This window comes from Empedobacter sp. ULE_I140 (genome assembly GCF_053482575.1).
On sequence record NZ_JBQMTX010000001.1, the window covers coordinates 1,531,120 to 1,550,434 of the forward strand.

Sequence of the window (19,315 nt, forward strand, 5' to 3'; positions counted from 1 at the left end):
CAACTTTGTTGTTTTTGTATATTTGATTATACATTAATAGTTTAACACATATTTAAATAACCATAATTATATGAAAAATAAAATAGGTTTCAATATTATTTTTGCGCTTATTGCATTTCCAATAGGACTAGCTTTGTTAAGAGAGTTTAATTTTCAAGATTTTACGTTTAAAAATACAGCATTAGGTATTATTTATTCAGTAACGTTTATATTCTGCATATTTTTTATGTTGAAGAAAAAGAAAGTTGAAAATTAGAATTTAATATAAAACACAAATCCTCAACATAAGTTGAGGATTTGTTTATTTTTTTCTCTTTAAAATATAATAAAGCGTATCGTCATCATTTTCTTTTGAGGTATACGCAAACTGAAATTCATATCCACTCGCAGACATAAAATTCAACGCATCAATCATTGAATTAAATTTTACTGCAATTCCGCGTTCATCTTTTATTTTCAAACCAGTTTTAAAAGAAATTGATTTGGTTTCTTGTCCAAAATCCAAGCGAATATTCATTTTTGTACTCAAACCTCGTCCAGTTCCAATAATCTGTACATAGTCGACATTAATATCTTTAATCGGAACATCATTTACAGTTTGTGCAAATGAAAAACTTCCAATGAATAATCCCAAAATAAGTGCTAATTTTTTCATAAGTTTTTAATTTTGATAAAGATATTTATTTTCAGATAAAAGAAAAAAACCGATCCAACAGAATCGGTTTTTGTATAAAGTAATAGTTTTACTCGATTTATTTCAATCCCCAATCAACGGCAAAAACAGCTTGTAAAGCTGCAGTTTCAGTACGGAAACGTTGATATCCAAGATTAATTCCTGTGAAATTGTGATCTTCTGCAGCGAAAATTTCATCTCGCGAAAAATCACCTTCAGGACCAATCATAATTAAAATTTTCTGCGGGTTATTTTCCAAAACTGTTCTTAAAGGTGTTCGTTCAATATCCGCTTCGCAATGCGCAATACATTTCGTGAAACCTTCAAAATCCTGTTTGATAAATTCGTTGAATTTTGTCAAATCATTTACTTTTGGCAAATACGCTTTCAACGATTGTTTTGTTGCAGACTGAACAATTTTTTCAATTCGTTCAATTTTAATATTTTTTCGTTCCGAATGAAAAGTTTGCAAAAATGTAATTTCATCAACACCAATTTCGGTTGCTTTTTCCAAGAAAAATTCCAAACGTTCCATTGTTTTTGTTGGTGCAATTGCAACATGTAAATAGTAATTTTTCTGCTCGAAATTTGTTTTTAAATCAATTACTTTTCCTTCAACTGCTTTTTTAGAAATCGACGTAATTTCAACTTGAGCCAAATTTCCTTTTCCATCCGTCACATGAACCAAATCGCCTTCATTTCCGCGCAAAACTTTCGCAAAATGATGACTTTCTTCTTCGTTCAGGATAGCTGTTTCGTGATGAATTTCTCCAAAAAATAATTTCATTAAATATGGTATTTAGCCACAGATTTCGCTGTGTTTTTTGTAAATAACTCTTGATCAAATTTTAAACTTCCAACCATTGCAATCATCGCTGCATTATCTGTTGTATAAGCAAATTTTGGAATAAAAGTTTTCCAACCAAATTCTGTTTCTCCATCTTTTAATCGTTGACGAATTTCAGAATTAGCCGAAACTCCACCTGCAATCGCAATTTGTTTAATTCCAGTTTCGTCCGATGCTTTTTTTACTTTTTCCATCAAAATATTAACGATAGAATGTTGAATAGAAGCGCACAAATCGTCAATATTTTCTTCAATAAAATTTGGATTCGTTTTGACTTCTTTCTGAATAAAATATAAAATTGACGTTTTGAAACCGCTAAAACTAAAGTTTAAACCATCAATTTTTGGTTTTGCAAATTTGAATTTTGTAGGATCTCCAATCTTAGATTTTTTGTCAATAATTGGACCTGCAGGATAAGGTAAATTTAAAATTTTACCTGCTTTATCAAAAGCTTCACCAGCTGCATCATCAATTGTTTCACCTAAAATTTCCATCTCAAAATAACTGTTGATTTTCACGATTTGTGTATGTCCACCAGAAACAGTCAAACATAAAAATGGAAAAGTTGGTTTTTCGTCGTTGGCATCTTCAATAAAATTTGCCAAAATATGTGCTTGCATGTGATTAACCTCAATCAACGGAATATCCAATGATTGACTGAAAGATTTCGCAAAACTTCCGCCAACCAAAAGCGAACCCATCAATCCTGGACCACGTGTATACGCGATTGCTTTAAGTTCTTCTTTATTAATATTTGCCTGTTTTAGGGCTTGATCTACGACGGGAACAATATTTTGTTGATGTGCTCTCGAAGCTAATTCTGGTACTACGCCACCATATATTTCGTGAATTTTTTGGCTTGCCACAACATTAGAAATAATTTTATTTCCGTCAATAATTGCTGCGCCTGTATCATCACAAGAAGATTCTATGGCTAAAATGTAGTTTTTATCGCTCATAATTCCTTGTAGAATAAAATTTATAACTTATTTTTACCCTGCAAATATCGTAAATTTAAACCATTGAAAATAGTCAGACGAATAGGAAGATTTTTATTGTCGTTGATTATACTCGTTTTAACCCTTGTTTTAACAGTAGCAATCGCAATACAAATCCCTGCGGTACAGACAAAAATAGCACATTTTGCCTTAGAAAAATTAAATAAATCGTTGAACACACAAATGTATGTAGATGCGGTTGATATTGATTTTTTTGGGCGTATTTATTTCTATGGTGTACACATTAAAGACGATTACAAATATGATTTTTTGAAGTCGAAGACTTTAGAAACAACAATAAATGTTTGGTCGTTAATTCCAGGAATCAAAAAAGATCATATCAATTTGAGTGAAGTGAAATTGATTGAACCTGAAATTCGTGTGATTACCTACAAAGGTGATTCGATTTCGAATTTCATCAAATTTGTGAACGGTTTTAGTTCTGATAAACCAAAAGATCCGAAAAAGATTTTCAAATTAGATGGAGATTTTATTTTACAGGACGGAAAAGTTTCAATTGTTAATCAAAATTCTGGAAATGTTTGGTTGGATTCGAAGCAGTTGAACATGACGGTAAAAAAGTTTCGATTAGTTGATTCTGATATTACGGCCGATTTAGAAAATTTCTGCTTTGTTGCAACAAAAAATAAAGAAACGTATAACGTACAAAATTTCACAGGAAAAGTTCATTATTCGAAAAAAGAAATTCGAGTTGGGAATTTAAATTTACGATCGGATACGTCTGTTTTAAACGGAAATTTATTATTGAGTTACAATCAACCTTCGGATATGTCTGATTTTAATAATAAAGTTCGTTGGGACGTTTTTTTTGATCGAGGATCTAAAATTAATTTTAAAGAAATTCGCTATTTCACTGATTTATTTGATAAAAATTCTTCGGTTGATTTATATGGAAAAGTAAATGGAACCCTGAATAATTTAACATTTACAGATTTCGAATTGAAAGGAGAAGATAATTATGTTGGTGCTTCTCGTTTACAATTGCAAGATGTGACACATGGTTCTTCGCTAAATTTTTCGACAAGAAATGTAAAAATCAATACATCCTATCAAAAAATTGTAAAGTTACTTCCAACCTTTGTTTCTAAGAAAATTCCGAATATGTTGACTCGTTTTGGAAACTTAAATTATCGTGGTGATATTTCATTAAATCCAAATGAAATTCATGCGAATGGTTACGCAGTTTCTGGACTTGGTGATGCTGATATTAAAGCTCAAATTAGGAATTACAAAGATGTAAAATCGTTAATTTATAAGGGAACTTTAGATGCGAAAAATCTTAATCTTCGTCAATTAACAAATGCAAAAGATTTGGGTTATGTAAGCGGAAAATTTAGATTTGATGGAAAAGGAACTGATCTAAAAAATATCAATTTAAATTTAGATGGAAATCTTCGTTACATCGATTTGATTGGAAAAAGATATCAAAATATTACGGTAGATGGTTTGGTCAAAAATTATCAGTTTAATGGTTTGTTTGATATCAAAGATCCTAATTTGAATGCACAATTGAACGGAAAAATTAACTTCAGTGGAAAACCATATGATTTTGATTTTACATCAAACATTCGTCAAGTTAATTTAGATTTTCTTGGAGTTACAAAAAATCTAAATGCAATAGTACGTGGCGATGTTGAAGGGAATTTTAAGCTGACAAATATTAATGATTTTAGGGGAAATATTGATGTCAAAAATCTTTATTTCCGTTCTAAAAAAGATACGTTAGAATTGTCACATGTCATGTTGAATTCTCAAATAGATGGTTCGCATAAAATCATGACATTAGATGTGCCAGATTATATGAAAGCCACTGTTGATGGTAAATTTAATATTACTGAAGTTGCAAATGTTATCAATAATTCGCTTGTAGATCTAGTGCCATCTTTCCGCCATAAAAAAGTTTCGCCAAATCAGGCTTTTTCGTTTGATGTTTATGTGCAAGAAAATTTATTACAATATATCGATCCATCGATTTCTATTGAGCCAGATACACATGTTAAAGGTTATATTGATGGTACGAAAAATCAATTGGAAGCGACATTGGATACTCCAGGTATAAAATATGCAGGAATTCAATTGTTTCAGTCGAATGTTAATCTAAATACAATTGCAGAACTACCAACACTTAATGCGAAAATTGATAGTATGAAAGTGAGTGGAGTTACGATTAATGCAATTAACGTAAATTCGATTCCGAAGAATGATACAATGATTGTCAAAACAGACTTTAATATAGGTCGTAAGAATCCAATTTTATTTAATCTAAATCTTTTTCACACAGTTCAGAATAATAATGATTTGATTTTTGGATTTTCACCTTCGACAATACAAATAGATTCGACACAATGGACAATTAATCATTTGAATGATGCAAATTCTAATCGGGTAATTTTTAATCGAATCAATAAATCATTAAAAGTTGAAGATTTGTCATTAGAATCGGAAGAACAATATTTAAAAGTAAGTGGTTTATTTAATAACAATGTAGATTACAATTTCAATGCTGATTTTAAAGATTTGCATTTAGAAAAAATCATTCCTAAAACATTATTGAATAATCTAAAAATTGTCGGTATAGCGAACGGTAAAGTAGATATTATTAGAACAAAAGAAAAGTTAGAACCAACACTTGAAGCTAAAATTGATAAGTTAGGTTTAAATGATTTTGAGCTTGGTAATTTGACTTTACAAGGAGGTTATAATGTAGCGGATAAACAATTTAATTTTGAAACAAGTTTACAGAAAGAGCAAATTCAATCGTTGGTTGCTTATGGTAATATTATTAATAAACCAACAGGTCCTGAAGTCGATGTAGATGCCAATTTTGATGAGTTTCATATCGATTTCTTAGAAGGATTCTTAAAATCTGTTTTCTCTAATATGCGTGGAACGTTATCTGGTGATTTAAAAATTACTGGACCAATTGATTTACCAAATCTTAGCGGAAATATGATTGCAAAAGATCTTGGATTAAAAGTTAATTTCTTAGGAACTGATTATTTATTTGAAGGAGAAAACGACTTATTTGTTTTTAAAGAAGGAGCAGGACAAGGGGTTATTAGATTGAATGATATTGCATTTAAAGATACTGCGTACAATACAAAAGGAAAAGTTGATGGTTTAATTCTTTTTCGTAATTTATCTAAATGGGGTCTCAACTTAGATTTTGATACCGATAATTTATTGGTGATGAACACGTCTATTAAAGACAATGAATTGTTTTATGGAAAAGTATTTGCGAAAGGAAATGTATCTATGTTTGGTGCGGTAGAGGAATTGGAGATTGCTGGAGATGCGACAGTGGTTGGAAATTCTGAGTTAACGATAAATACAGGAAGTACAACAATTGAGTCAGAAAATAATTTGGTACGTTTTGTTCCTAACCAACATCTAGATGAAAAATCGAAAAATAACGAGCCTCACGCACCAAAAGGAATGTCGATAGATGTCAACATCAATGCGTATCCAAATGCGATGGTGAATTTGATTTTTGATGCAGCTACAAATGATAAAGCAACAGCGCGAGGAACTGCAGAAAATCTTAGATTCTTAATGAATAAAGCAGGATTGAGTATTACAGGGGTATATAATATAGAAAGTGGAACATATGAGTTTAGACAATTTCCGCTGATTCCAAAAGATTTTAAAATCAAAAAAGGATCTTCGGTACAATTTGCAGGAAATCCACTTGATGCAACGCTTAATATTACAGCTGAATATCAACGTTCGGTGTCAAATGTTGGAGACTATTTAGGTGTAGGATATTCGCAAATTTATGATGCTCTCTTATCAATTAATATTTCTGAAACGTTGAAAAAACCTATTATCGATTTTGGATTAACAATTCCTAATGCAGGTTCGGATATCAATTCGCAGTTACAATCAAAATTCCGTTCAAATACAGAAGAACAGATGCTTCAGTTTAGTTATATCTTATTGACAGGTAAATTTGGTGATGCTTCGGCTGTTCAATCTGGTGTAACAAGTACAGCTGCTGATATTGGTTTATCGACAATTGCGGGTATGTTGTCTTCTATTGCGAACAATGTAGATATACAAATGGAGTATGTCGGTGGTAGTGCGCAATCGGAGACAAATGATAAAATTAGAACTTCTGTTTCTTATCGGGTTAATAATCGTTTAAGTTTACGTGGTTCGTATGGAATTGCGGTTACAAATAATAGAAATGTACAAGAGAACTTCGATGGGAATTTTGATGTTTCTTATGATATCTCGAAATTAAACAATGGATCTTTGGTCTTAAAAGCATTTACAAAACCTACAACTTTCGGTTTATTGCCAGGAATGGAAAATAACTTAAATCAAAGTTTCGGAGTAGGAATTCAGTACAACAAAAGCTTCGATACGTTTAGAGGATTTTTAGGTTTAGATGAAAATAAACGAAAAGCAAAAGCTAAAAAAGAAGAGCAACAGCAAGAAAGATTTGATTCGATTGTACTTCCGAAACAGTTTAAAAGTGAGGAAAGAAGAATAGATTCTACTCGTCAAACTACAAAAGATACGGTCAAAGTTACGTATCAAAAAAGTACTCAACCTAAAGTGGAACAAAAACGTCGTGGTTTAGTCAAAATTAAATAAAAAAAAAATGAGTTTATTGTGGTTAGACAATAAACTCGCGCAAACAAACAAAAGTGATTAGTTCTTTCTTTTTTGAACTATTATTATAACAAAAGTAAAATATTAAATAAATCATTAAAAAATATTTTGAAGTTTGTTTGTTTTATTTATAATTTTGCTAAAAATTAATTCGATTTTTTATTAAAATAATAATAATAATCAAAAATTAGGAAAATGAATTACATAATTGATGATGTTGATAAGAAAATTTTGATGTATTTGATTGACAATACAAGAATGCCATTTACAGAAATTGCAAAGAAAATGAATGTTTCTGCTGGTACTATTCACGTACGTGTCAAGAAATTAGAGGAGGCTGGAATCATCAAAGGAACTACACTAATTACAGATTATGATAAAATGGGTTATCAGTTTGTTGCGTATGTAGGATTGTTACTTACAAAAACAAACAAAACTCAGAAAGTGATAGATGAATTATATAAAATTCCTAACGTAACAGTGGTTCACGTTGTGTCTGGAAAATATAATATTTTCTGTAAAATTCGTGCAAGAGATACTTCTGATGCGAAAGATGTTATCTACAAAATTGATCAAATTGATGATGTATTGAGAACAGAATCTATGATTTCGTTAGAAGAATCTTTTAACGATAAAAATAGATTGATGCATTCAATTTTTCATTAAAAATAAATTTCAATTTATTAATCATCCCACAAAATGACAGACGAAGAAAAAGAAAAATATTTTCAGGTCGCTCTATGTTCAAGTCTCGTACTTTTCGGGTTTGATGGAGAAGATCTCAAAATATTGGTGTATAAAAAACTAAACGATCCTTTCAAAGGAGCATTGGTTTTGCCAGGAAAATATATTGCGCCAACGGTAAGTAACGATCAAGCAATTCACGAATTGTTGATTGAGAAAATTGCTTACGATGAGCATCAAACATATATTGAACAATTGAAAGCTTTTACAAAAGTTTTTCGTAATCCATTAGGACGTGTTGTAAATGTTGCTTATTACGCTTTGGTTAAATTGACACCTCAAATAGAGGAAAAAGTGAAAACACAAGGTGGAGAATGGTATGCTTACGACCGTGTTCCGGATTTGGCTTTTGATCACAATGAGATTGTAAAATATGCAAAAGAGCGTGTGAAACGTCGTGTAAAACGTCGTCCAGTAGGATTTAACTTACTTGGAGATGAGTTTACAATTGCGCAATTGCAAAGTTTGTATGAAAAAGCCTTGAATCGTGAGTTGGATAAACGTAACTTTAGAAAGAAAATCTTTAACTCAAATTTAATTATCGAAACAGGTAATACAACAGATCCTAAACAACATCGTAAAGTATCTAAATTGTATCGTTTTGATGAAGAAAAATACGAAAAATTGAGTTTGAAAGGATATGATTTCTTATTTTAAAATAAAGCTATGACAGATCAAAAAGTAGAACAAAATCAAGAACGTGACGATATTTTTGACACAAAAGTTTTAATGTCGGATAATACCAAAACAAAAGATTTGAAACACGAAGGAAACAAAACATCATTCCTTTTCAAGTCAATGATCTTTATAATGGTTTTCTTGATTTTGAGTATTCTTTATCGTGGTTATCAATTATTGGTGACAAATGATTATTTGTTCCGCCAAATGATGAACGAAGATGCGCCAGAAATGCCAAAATGGTATCCAATTTCGACTCTTGTTTTAGGAGTTATTGCATTGATAGGTATCTTTTTAGTGAAATCTTATAAAAGAATTGGTGTATATATGGTTGTGACATCATTATTTGTGTCAGCAGCAATGCAGCCCGAATTTATGGCAGATGGAACACTTTTTACCATGTTTACATTATTTGTGTTTATAGGTTATGGTTTAGCGATTATCTATCCATATTGGCACAAGTTTAAATAAAAACTTAATAAAGTCTAGAAAAGAGGTTACAATTAGTTGTGACCTCTTTTTTTGATGCTGAATTATTTGTATTAATATCATTCAATATGAATATTTTAAGCATGTTAATTGTTTAAGTTGATAAAAAAACTGCTTAAATAAAGTGAATATGAGAATTTAACGGCTATATTTGTCTTGTGTGGAAAAAATATAAATTAAAAGTACAAAATGGATTGTATTTCAGTATTTGATATGCTCAAAATTGGCGTTGGTCCTTCAAGTTCGCATACTTTAGGTCCTTGGCGCGCTGCAGAAGCTTTTCTGAAAGAATTGGATGCTGCATCTATCTTTAATAAAATTACAAAAGTTCGTGTAGATTTGTACGGCTCTTTATCGCTTACGGGTAAAGGACATGCAACTGATTATGCAGTAATGTTAGGGTTAAGCGGTGCTGATCCTGAATATATTCCTGTTGATGATATTTCGAATATTATTAATACAATCAATACAAATAAACAATTAAATTTTGGAAATAAATTTTTAATTGATTTTAATCCCGAAACTGATATCGTTTTCAATCGTGAGTTTTTATCTTTTCACGCTAATGGAATGATGTTTACAGCTTTCTATGAGAACGAAGAATTATCTTCTACGTTTTATTCGATAGGGGGAGGATTTATTACAAAAGAGGATGATAGTGCTACCAATACAGATGTCACTTGTGCTTTTCCATATTTATTTAATACATCAACAGAATTATTAGAATTTTGTTCGAAAGAAAATAAATCGATTTCTGAAATTATGTTCGAGAATGAAAAAACAATTCGAACTGAAGATGAAATTCACCACGAATTAATGCGTGTTTGGAATACTATGTTAGAGTGTATGTACATTGGTTGTCATACAGAAGGTATTTTACCAGGCGGATTGAACGTGAAACGTCGTGCTTACGATATGCACAAAAATTTGGTTGGAGCAACACCTTATTCTAATTCACAAGAATGGATTGCATCAATCCGAAAAACCAAAGTATATTTTCGTCAAATCTTGAAATGGGTGAGTTGTTTTGCTCTTGCTGTTAATGAAGTAAATGCTTCGTTAGGTAGAGTTGTAACAGCGCCAACAAATGGAAGTGCAGGAGTTATTCCAGCAGTTTTGATGTATTATTTGGTGATCGAAAATCATAAAGCTGGTCAAAAAGAGATTGAACAATTCTTAACAACAGCAGGAGTTATTGGTTCTATTTTTAAGAAAGGAGCAACTATTTCTGCGGCAATGGGAGGTTGTCAAGCTGAGATCGGCGTATCTTCAGCTATGGCTGCAGCTGCATTATGCGAATTAATGGGAGGAACTCCTGCGCAAGTAACAATGGCTGCCGAAATTGCAATGGAACATCATTTAGGTTTAACATGCGACCCGATTGGTGGTTTGGTACAAATTCCTTGTATCGAGCGTAACACAATGGGAGCGATTAAAGCGATAAATGCAGCAGAATTAGCACTGGATACAGATCCGTTGACTGCGAAAGTTCCGTTAGATAAAGTTGTGAATACGATGTGGGAAACTGCAAAAGATATGAATAATAAATACAAAGAAACTTCTGAAGGAGGTTTGGCAGTTGCTGTAAATATTGCAGATTGTTAGTAACTTATTTATTATCAGTAAAATAATATTATGTGTATTAATTGTAAGGATTATGAATGTGTGTTGTGTATTTCAAAAATAATCCTTACATTTGCACAGCCTTTTAGAGTTAAGGTACGGATGTTAAAGAATATTCATTTAGGGATTTTTTAGGCTGCTCAGCCATTTAATTTTATTCTTTCATATCTGTTGGTTAAATAATTTAAAATAAAACCGTGATATGAAATATAAATGAATTTCATTATCTCGGTATCGTATCTAACATGATTACATTCAAAGAATTAGGACTTCAAGAAGAAATCCTAACTGCAATTGAGAAAATGGGCTTCGTTAACCCATCTCCAATCCAAGAAAAAGCTATTCCTCAAATCCTTTCATCAGATCAAGATGTTATTGCATTGGCGCAAACAGGTACAGGAAAAACTGCAGCATTCGGGCTTCCGGTTTTAAATCAATTAGACAGCAATTCAAAATCAGTACAAGCAATTATTTTGTGTCCTACTCGTGAATTATGTTTACAAATTGCAAAAGAATTAGAATCTTTTTCTGCAGATATGCGTGGAGTACGTGTACAGGCAGTTTACGGTGGTGCTGACATCGTTAAACAAATTAGAGGATTAAAAGATAATCCGCAAATCGTTGTAGGAACGCCAGGTCGTACAATGGACTTAATCAAACGTGGCGCATTAAAAATTAATGACATCACTTGGACAGTTTTAGATGAGGCTGATGAGATGTTGAACATGGGATTCCGTGACGAAATTGATTCTATCTTAGAAACAACTCCAGAAGAAAAACAAACTTTATTATTCTCAGCTACAATGCCTTCAGAGGTTCGTCGTATCGCTTCAGAATATATGCACAATCCAGTTGAGATTGCTGTAAGTAAAGTAAATACTGCATCAAAAAATATCGAGCATCACGTTTACTTAGTACGTTCTTCTGATCGTTACTTAGCTTTAAAACGTTTGGCCGATTATTACCCAAATATTTATGGTATCGTTTTCTGTAGAACTCGTCGCGAAGCGAAAGACGTAGCAGATAAATTGATGCAAGATGGTTACAATGCAGACGCATTACATGGAGATTTATCACAATCACAACGTGATCACGTGATGGAGAAATTCCGTAACCAAAATATTCAAATCCTTGTTGCAACAGACGTTGCTGCTCGTGGTATTGACGTAAATGAGTTGACTCACGTAATCAACTTCAATTTACCAGATGATCCAGAAGTTTATGTACACCGTTCAGGACGTACAGGACGTGCGGGTAACAAAGGAATTTCTATCATTATTTCAGGAGGACGTGAAGCGCGTAAAATTAGAGATTTAGAAAAATTAATTGCTTCTAAAATCGAGCCTAAAAATGTACCAACTGGAGCCGAAATCTGTGAAAAACGTTTAATTTCTTTAATCGATAAAATCGAAAATATCGAAGTTGATGAAGAATTAATCGAGCCTTACATGGAAACTGTAAATGAAAAATTGGCGAACTTAGATCGTGACGATTTATTAAAACGTTTCATGACAGTTGAGTTCAATTCTTTCTTAGAATATTACAAAAACACGAAAGATATTTCTTCTGAAGGAGATCGTGGTGATAGAGGAGATCGTTCTTCTAACCGTCGTGGTGGACGTGATTTCTCTCGTTTCTTTATTAATATTGGTCAAAAACACAATTTACGTGTTCCAAACTTAATTGGTTTAATTAACGAGCAAACTCGTAATCGTAACATCGAAATCGGAAAAATTGAAATTTTACGTAATTTCTCTTTCTTCGAAGTTGATACACAATTCGAATCATTAGTGTTAGAATCTTTCAAAGATGCACAACGTGATGGAGTAGACTTAGATGTTCAAATCTCTAAACCAGAACCTAGACGTGGTGATGGTGAGCGTCGTGGTGGAGATCGTCGTCGTAATGACAGAGGAGATTCTCGCGGACGTGGTTTCAATAGCCGTCGTGATAATGACCGTGAAAGAAGTGGAGGTTATCGTGGTGGAGATCGTGATCGCGGAGGAGACAGAGGTGGATTCCGTGGAGGTGATCGTGACCGTGATTCTAGAGGTGGAGATCGTGGTGGTTACCGTGGAGGAGACCGTAATAGAACAGGAAACTCAAGAAGAGGTAGAGATTAATATATTCTCAATAAAAAATAACAAAAAGGATGATTTTATAAAATCATCCTTTTTTATTCATAAAACTTCTGTTTGAATAAATAATTTTTCTATATTTATTCAAAACCACAAATAAATGACAGTACAAGAATTGTTTAGCTCTATTCGATTATCCATCGAAGAAGAGAATTATACGCAATTAAAACAGATTAAAATTTTCAAACCAGAGAAATTCAATTGGGTGAAGGATATTTTTGAGCCTTATAATGTTGCTCAATTAGGAACTCAAAAAGGTTTAATTTGGAAGTATAATGAAGAACGAGAAGATTATACTTTTCAGAATTTAGCTGATAAATACAATCAATTTTTAAACTATTTAAGAAACAAAGGAATTGTACAAGGAGACAAAATGTTTTCTCAAGTTCCATTATTACCGATTACTTGGATTGGTTATTTGGCTTCTATCAAAGGTGGATTAATTATTATTCCAGCCGCAACAACTTTAGAAGCAAGGGATTTAACGTTTAGATTCGAGTCTTCTTTTCCAGAAGTTGCTTTAGCAGATCAAGCAAATGCATCGAAAATAGATGAAGCAGAAGCAAAATTTGATAAAAAGATTAAGGTAAAATTAATCACAGAAGGCGAGCGAGAAGGTTGGATAAATATCAATGAGTTATGGAAAGAATCTATTCAAGCTGAGGCTGCAGATACAAAACCAGACGATGATTTATTCTACTTTTTTACTTCAGGAACGACAGGAATGCCGAAAGTTGTGGTGCATACGCATTACACTTATCCGCTTGGAGGTTTCACGACTTCTTCTTGGGTTGGAATGAAAAAAGGTGATTTACATTATAATATTTCTCAACCAGGTTGGGCGAAATTCTTTTGGAGTAGTTTTTTTGCTCCATGGAATATGGGTGCGACAATTTTGGGTTATCATTCAGATAAATTTGTTCCGAAAGAACAATTACAAACCATTCAAGATTTGGGTGTAACAACTTTTTGCGCACCACCAACAGCTCTGCGTGTATTGATTTTAGAAGATTTGAAAAGTTATGATTTCAAACTTCGTCAATGTGTTGCAGCTGGTGAACCGCTTAATCCAGAAATTATAGATGTCTGGAAAGAAGGTACAGGAATTACGATTCGTGATGGTTATGGACAATCAGAATCAACTGCGATGATTGCGAATTTGCCAAATGAGAAGATTAAATATGGATCGATGGGAAAACCTGCGTTTTTATACGATATTGTGATTGCTGATGATGATGGAAATATTGTACAAGATTGCGAAGAAGGAAATATTTGTGTTGTGCATAATGAAGAAACCATCAATGGAATTTTCAAAACTTATTTGATTCAGAAAGATAAAATGGCGAAAGTTTTCAAGCATGGATTATATTATACAGGAGACAAAGCTTATAAAGACGAAGATGGTTATGTTTGGTTTGTTGGGCGTGATGATGATGTGATAAAAGCGTCTGATTTCCGTGTAGGACCATTTGAAGTAGAAAGTGCTTTGTTAGAGCATGATGCCATTATGGAAGCTGCTGTTGTGGCAAGTCCGCATGATTTGAGAAGTAATGCTGTAAAAGCTTTTGTTATTTTAGCACCTGGAAATGAAGCTTCGGAAGAATTAGCAAAAGATATTTTTAGATATACAGAAGAGCATTTAGCACGTTACAAAATTCCACGTATTGTGCAGTTTGTGGAGAGTTTACCAAAAACAATTTCAGGAAAAATACGTCGAGTGGAATTGCGTAACCAAGAAGCTGTTGATAAAAAGAATAAAACGATTATACCAAACGAATATTTTCACGAAAAATATTAGTCGAGCTTAAAATTAACACACAAAAAAACCACTTCAAACGAAGTGGTTTTTTAATATCAAATAATTTTATAATTTTTCTTCTATATATTCCTGAATTTTATTCGTAATAATTGGAACCGCTATCATAATCAATCCAGAAATTAAAATTTTTGTAATTCCCTTCATTGGATATTTTTTTGAAGCTTTATCTCCAGCCCAATTTAATGCACTTTCAACTTTAGAAGAAGTAAAACTTGTATCGGATTTTAAGTTTGTTACAAGATTAACTGCTTTATTTACAAATGAATTTTCATGTTTATTTTCAGCAACTTTCATTTGTAATTTTAGTTTACGTTTTGCCATTCGCAAATCGTCTAAATTTTTTATCGCAGACATTTGTTCTTTATTCTTCATCGTCGTCTTCGTCATCTTCCTGGTTAGACATAGCTTCCATCGCGTTTTCTACGGCAATATTTGTCAAGAAAAGTTTTAATTTCTTTCTAAATAGAATAGAAAAAACCATCATTAAGAAATAAATTCCAGTTACAGCAAGAAAACCTAATCCTGTATCATTAAAATAACCTCCCAAAATAAATCCTAATGCTAAACTTCCTAATAATAATAGAAACAAAGAAAATACGGCAATAATTAATACATAAATACCGCTCGCCAACATATTACTCAGCGAATCTACGAGATCGTATTTAGCTAAAGTTATTCTATTATTAATATAAACTTTTAGTTCATTAAACATAAAATTGATTTATTTCAGACAAAGTTAATTATAAATTTTAAGGAATGTTGTATTTCGAAGAAATTAAACTCCTACGTTTTCTTGAAATTCGTCTTTTAAATCTTCTTTTGTTTGGTTTGCTTTAGATTTTAAATCTTTTCCAGCTTCTTTCGCTTTTGCTACAAACTCGTCTTTTTGTTCTGCTAATTTTGATTTTACTTCGTCTAATTTAGCTTCTAATTCTTTTTTTGTTTTTTTCGCTTTATCAGAAAAATCATTCGCGTATTTGTCTAACTCTTTTTTGTATTTGTCAGCTTCTTTTTTTAATTTTTTGCGAGTGTCTTTCCCTGATTCTGGCGCATATAATAAACCTACTACTGCTCCGATTGCTGTTCCAATTGCTAAACCTGCTAATAATTTAGTTGCATTATTTAATTTACTCATAATAAAGTTTTTTTTGAGATTAAACGTTTTTTATATTTACACTTTAAAATTACAAAAACAATACCAAAGAATTCAAATCAAATTTTAAAAATTACAATAAATGTTAATATTATCTGAAAAATCACAAAATATGCCAGCTTCTCCAATCAGAAAGTTGGTGCCATACGCAGATGCAGCGAAAAAAAGAGGAACGAAAGTTTATCACTTAAATATTGGACAGCCCGATATTGAGTCGCCAAAAGCTGTTTTAGAAGGATTGAAAAATTTTCCTTCAAACATTATTTCTTATACGCACTCAGAAGGAACGTTGGAATATCGTCAGGCTTTGGCAGATTATTTTACAAATCGCGGAATTGAATTAACGCCAGAAAATTTTATTGCAACATTAGGAGGTTCGGAAGCTTTATTATTTATTTTCGGAATTATTGCAAATCCAGGAGATGAAATTATTATTCCAGAACCTTTTTATGCAAATTATAATGGATTTACATGTGAAAACGATGTAAATATTGTTCCAGTTCCATCTACAATTGAAAATAATTTTGCATTACCTGCAGTAGAAGAGTTTGCAAAAAAAATTACAGATAAAACACGTGCTATATTAATTTGTAATCCAGGGAATCCAACAGGTTATGTATATTCGAAAGAAGAATTAAATCAATTGAAAGATTTGGTTTTAGAGCATGATATATATTTAATTGCGGACGAAGTTTATGCAGAATATTTATATACAGAAGAAGAATTTACATCTGTTTTAAGTTTCCCAGAATTGAAAGATAATGCAATTGTAATTGATTCTGAATCGAAACGTTTTTCTTTATGTGGAGCTCGTTCTGGAGCTTTAATTACACGTAACGAGAAATTCTTAAAAGCAGCAATGTTATATGCTCAAGCGCGTTTAAGTCCAGTTGAAATTTCTCAGTACATTGCAACATTAGCACACAGAAACGTAGGAACTTATTTTGAAGATTGTCGTACAGAATATTTAAAACGTCGCAACACTTTGGTAGAAGGTTTACAACAAATTCCAGGTGTTGTTTGTCCAAATCCAAAAGGAGCATTTTATTGTATGATTCAATTACCTGTAGATAGTGCAGAAAAATTTGCAATCTGGTTATTAGAATCTTTCTCATCAAATGGAGAAACAGTAATGTTGGCACCAGGAGCAGGATTTTATTCAACTCCAAATTCAGGAATTCAAGAAGTTCGTTTGGCTTATGTTTTGAAAGAAGAAGATTTGGTTCGTTCTGTCGAAATCTTGAAAGAAGCTTTAGAACAATATCCAGGAACAATTAGATCATAAGAAAAATACGAAGATGGAAATCATCGAAAATTATTCATTAAAATTATATAACACATTTGGAATAGAAGCGAAAGCAAAATATTTTGCTGATGTTGCAACTATTCAAGATTTGCGAAAAGTTTTGGTTTTTCGTCGTCAAAAAGATTTACCTATTTTATTTATAGGAGGAGGAAGTAATATGCTTTTTGTAGACGATTTCCCTGGAATTGTGTTAAAACTGAATTTGAAAGGAATCGAAATTATCAATGAAGATGATGATTTTGTGTATGTAAAAGCGCAAGGAAGCGAGAATTGGCACAATTTTGTTGAATGGACGTTGCAAAATGATTTCGGAGGATTAGAAAATCTTTCGTTGATTCCTGGAAATGTTGGTACTGCACCGATGCAAAATATTGGTGCGTATGGCGTAGAAGTAAAAGATTATATCGAAGAAGTTCAGACATTAGTTTTAGAAACGGGAGATGAGCGTAATTTTACAAATGAAGAATGTCATTTTGGTTACCGTGAATCTGTTTTCAAAAATGAATTGAGAGGTCAATATGTCTTGGTGGCAGTTACGTTTAAACTGACAAAGAAAAATCATAAACTTCATGTTGATTATGGTGCAATAAAATCTGAATTGGAAAAGGAGCAAATTTTTGATCCAACGATTCAAGAAATTAGTGCAGCTGTGATCAAAATTCGTCAAAGTAAATTACCAGATCCTTCGCAAATAGGGAATTCGGGAAGTTTCTTTAAAAACCCTGTGATTTCGAATGAAGAATTTGCTGAGATTGAAAAACTTCATCCAGAAATTTCTCATTTCAAAACTGATTTAGGTGTAAAATTAGCTGCTGGTTGGTTAATAGAACACGCAGGTTGGAAAGGAAAACGTTTTGGAGATGCGGGAGTTCACGACAAACAAGCTTTGGTCTTGGTGAATTATGGAAATGCAACAGGACGCGAAATATATGATTTGTCTGAACGAATTATAGAAGATGTGAAAGCCAAATATGGCGTAACATTGGTTAGAGAAGTCAATATTATACAATAAATTAAATCCCGCTTTCAGCGGGATTTTTATTCTTCTTCTTTATTGATTTTTAATTTAGAAATTCCAATTATTAATATAATTCCGAATGCTATGTATAAAAGTTTTTCGAGAATATTTGTTACTATATTTAGTTCATAAATTGAAACACCAAGATATTCTTTTATAGATAATCTTATTATTGATAATAGTAATATAGAAATTGTTATGAAAATTAGATAATTACTAAAACTTATTTTTTTTCCGTGAGCAACAATAGAAATAATTAATAATAAAATATCGAATACGAAGTGAAGGACTAAAATTACTTTAGTATACAAAATTAAAAAATCCGGATCCATATATTTATTTATAATTTGTAATAATCTCCACAATTTTATCCAAACCATCGGTTAAAGCAGCAGGACCAGGTTGTAAAATCAATTCAGATTTTATTTCGTATAAATGATTTTGTTGAACTGCTTTTACATTTTCGAAACCAATACGTTGTTTTACTTTTTCTGGTTTGAACATTTTACCACACCAAGAACCAATAATAATTTCAGGGTTACGTTCAATCACTTGTTCAGCCAACAAAATACGATCTTTAGCCAAAGCTTTATTTTTGAGTTCTGGAAAAGCTAATTTTCCTCCAGCAATTTCTATCAAATCATTTACCCAAGCGCTTCCCGAAATAATTGGTTCGTCCCATTCTTCAAAAAAAACTGTTGGATGATAGGGAAGGAGAGCAGCTTGTTGTTTTACTTCTTCGAGTTTCTTTTCATAAGATTCAACTAATTTTAATCCTTTATCTTGGCAACCAATCAATGAAGTAAATTGCACAATCATATTTAAAATTTCATCAACTGTTCGGTGATTAAAGATAAACACATTGATTCCTCTTCTAATTAATCCTGCTGCAATATCTGCTTGTAAATCCGAATATCCTACAACTAAATCTGGTTTCAAATTGATGATATCTTCAAATTTAGCATCTAAAAAAGTTGAAACTTTAGGTTTTTCTTTTCTTGCTTGTGGCGGACGATAGGTAAAACCACTAATTCCTACTAAACGATGTTGTTCATTAATGTTATACAGAATTTCAGTTCCTTCTTCGGTTAAGCAAACAATGCGTTGAGGATATCGATTTGATGACATTTTGGCTTGATGTTAAATTGATGTGAGGTATAAAAATAAGAAATTCATACCATTTGTATGATA

Annotated in this window: 17 protein-coding genes; 9 read left to right on the plus strand and 8 right to left on the minus strand. The window is 31.9% G+C overall.

Translation table 11 applies throughout. The annotated features are described in order from the left end of the window. Positions 1–301 precede the first annotated feature (301 nt). From ACTS9J_RS07310 to tsaD, 3 genes are all read right to left on the minus strand, one after another. Positions 302–655 carry a hypothetical protein gene (locus tag ACTS9J_RS07310; RefSeq protein ID WP_291053520.1) on the minus strand — a complete coding sequence of 118 codons (354 nt, stop codon included), beginning with the start codon at positions 653–655 and terminating at the stop codon, positions 302–304. Between the two features lie 97 nt (positions 656–752). After that, positions 753–1,460: an RsmE family RNA methyltransferase gene (locus ACTS9J_RS07315; RefSeq protein WP_448353080.1), complete on the minus strand. Its 708-nt coding sequence runs from the start codon at positions 1,458–1,460 to the stop codon at positions 753–755. Then, a complete protein-coding gene (gene tsaD / locus ACTS9J_RS07320; protein ID WP_291075682.1) occupies positions 1,460–2,479 on the minus strand; it encodes a tRNA (adenosine(37)-N6)-threonylcarbamoyltransferase complex transferase subunit TsaD in 1,020 nt (339 codons plus the stop codon). The genes ACTS9J_RS07315 and tsaD overlap by 1 nt, the downstream gene beginning before the upstream one ends. 63 nt (positions 2,480–2,542) lie before the next feature. Here tsaD and ACTS9J_RS07325 point away from each other — a divergent pair, with 63 nt between their 5' ends. The 7 genes from ACTS9J_RS07325 (at position 2,543) to ACTS9J_RS07355 (ending at position 14,626) form a co-directional block, all read left to right on the plus strand. After that, positions 2,543–7,138: a translocation/assembly module TamB domain-containing protein gene (locus tag ACTS9J_RS07325; RefSeq protein WP_448353081.1), complete on the plus strand. Its 4,596-nt coding sequence runs from the start codon at positions 2,543–2,545 to the stop codon at positions 7,136–7,138. A 213-nt stretch (positions 7,139–7,351) separates the two neighbouring features. Then, the gene (locus ACTS9J_RS07330; protein WP_038336320.1) at positions 7,352–7,822 is read left to right on the plus strand and encodes an Lrp/AsnC family transcriptional regulator; all 471 of its coding nucleotides are present in this window, start codon (positions 7,352–7,354) and stop codon (positions 7,820–7,822) included. A gap of 33 nt (positions 7,823–7,855) precedes the next feature. After that, the gene (locus tag ACTS9J_RS07335) at positions 7,856–8,557 is read left to right on the plus strand and encodes an NUDIX hydrolase (protein ID WP_038336322.1); all 702 of its coding nucleotides are present in this window, start codon (positions 7,856–7,858) and stop codon (positions 8,555–8,557) included. A 9-nt stretch (positions 8,558–8,566) separates the two neighbouring features. Beyond that, positions 8,567–9,049 carry a hypothetical protein gene (locus ACTS9J_RS07340; RefSeq protein ID WP_219034200.1) on the plus strand — a complete coding sequence of 161 codons (483 nt, stop codon included), beginning with the start codon at positions 8,567–8,569 and terminating at the stop codon, positions 9,047–9,049. A 207-nt stretch (positions 9,050–9,256) separates the two neighbouring features. Then, positions 9,257–10,672: an L-serine ammonia-lyase gene (locus tag ACTS9J_RS07345; RefSeq protein WP_125350222.1), complete on the plus strand. Its 1,416-nt coding sequence runs from the start codon at positions 9,257–9,259 to the stop codon at positions 10,670–10,672. A gap of 263 nt (positions 10,673–10,935) precedes the next feature. Next, on the plus strand, positions 10,936–12,813 hold the full coding sequence (locus ACTS9J_RS07350; protein ID WP_125350223.1) for a DEAD/DEAH box helicase: 1,878 nt from the start codon (positions 10,936–10,938) through the stop codon (positions 12,811–12,813). 115 nt (positions 12,814–12,928) lie between these two features. Further along, entirely contained in the window at positions 12,929–14,626 is a 1,698-nt protein-coding gene (locus tag ACTS9J_RS07355; protein ID WP_219034202.1) for an AMP-binding protein, read from the plus strand. 66 nt (positions 14,627–14,692) lie between these two features. Here ACTS9J_RS07355 and ACTS9J_RS07360 read toward each other — a convergent pair whose 3' ends face one another. The 3 genes from ACTS9J_RS07360 to ACTS9J_RS07370 all read right to left on the minus strand — a co-directional run bounded on the left by ACTS9J_RS07360 (position 14,693) and on the right by ACTS9J_RS07370 (position 15,782). Further along, complete coding sequence (locus ACTS9J_RS07360; RefSeq protein ID WP_115000004.1) at positions 14,693–15,019, minus strand: hypothetical protein; 327 nt, start codon at positions 15,017–15,019, stop codon at positions 14,693–14,695. Further along, the gene (locus tag ACTS9J_RS07365; protein ID WP_219034203.1) at positions 15,009–15,359 is read right to left on the minus strand and encodes a phage holin family protein; all 351 of its coding nucleotides are present in this window, start codon (positions 15,357–15,359) and stop codon (positions 15,009–15,011) included. The genes ACTS9J_RS07360 and ACTS9J_RS07365 overlap by 11 nt, the downstream gene beginning before the upstream one ends. 63 nt (positions 15,360–15,422) lie before the next feature. After that, a complete protein-coding gene (locus tag ACTS9J_RS07370) occupies positions 15,423–15,782 on the minus strand; it encodes a YtxH domain-containing protein (protein WP_125350224.1) in 360 nt (119 codons plus the stop codon). Positions 15,783–15,882: 100 nt separating this feature from the next. Between ACTS9J_RS07370 and ACTS9J_RS07375 the strand changes: the two genes are divergently transcribed. Together ACTS9J_RS07375 and murB are read left to right on the plus strand one after the other, a co-directional pair. Beyond that, positions 15,883–17,085, plus strand: coding sequence for a pyridoxal phosphate-dependent aminotransferase (locus tag ACTS9J_RS07375; protein ID WP_221854791.1), 1,203 nt, complete (start codon positions 15,883–15,885; stop codon positions 17,083–17,085). Positions 17,086–17,098: 13 nt separating this feature from the next. Beyond that, positions 17,099–18,118, plus strand: coding sequence for a UDP-N-acetylmuramate dehydrogenase (gene murB, locus ACTS9J_RS07380; RefSeq protein ID WP_448353082.1), 1,020 nt, complete (start codon positions 17,099–17,101; stop codon positions 18,116–18,118). A 26-nt stretch (positions 18,119–18,144) separates the two neighbouring features. Here murB and ACTS9J_RS07385 read toward each other — a convergent pair whose 3' ends face one another. After that, on the minus strand, positions 18,145–18,456 hold the full coding sequence (locus ACTS9J_RS07385; protein WP_219034206.1) for a hypothetical protein: 312 nt from the start codon (positions 18,454–18,456) through the stop codon (positions 18,145–18,147). Positions 18,457–18,460: 4 nt separating this feature from the next. Beyond that, a complete protein-coding gene (locus ACTS9J_RS07390) occupies positions 18,461–19,252 on the minus strand; it encodes a cobalamin-binding protein (RefSeq protein WP_219034207.1) in 792 nt (263 codons plus the stop codon). Positions 19,253–19,315 lie beyond the last annotated feature (63 nt).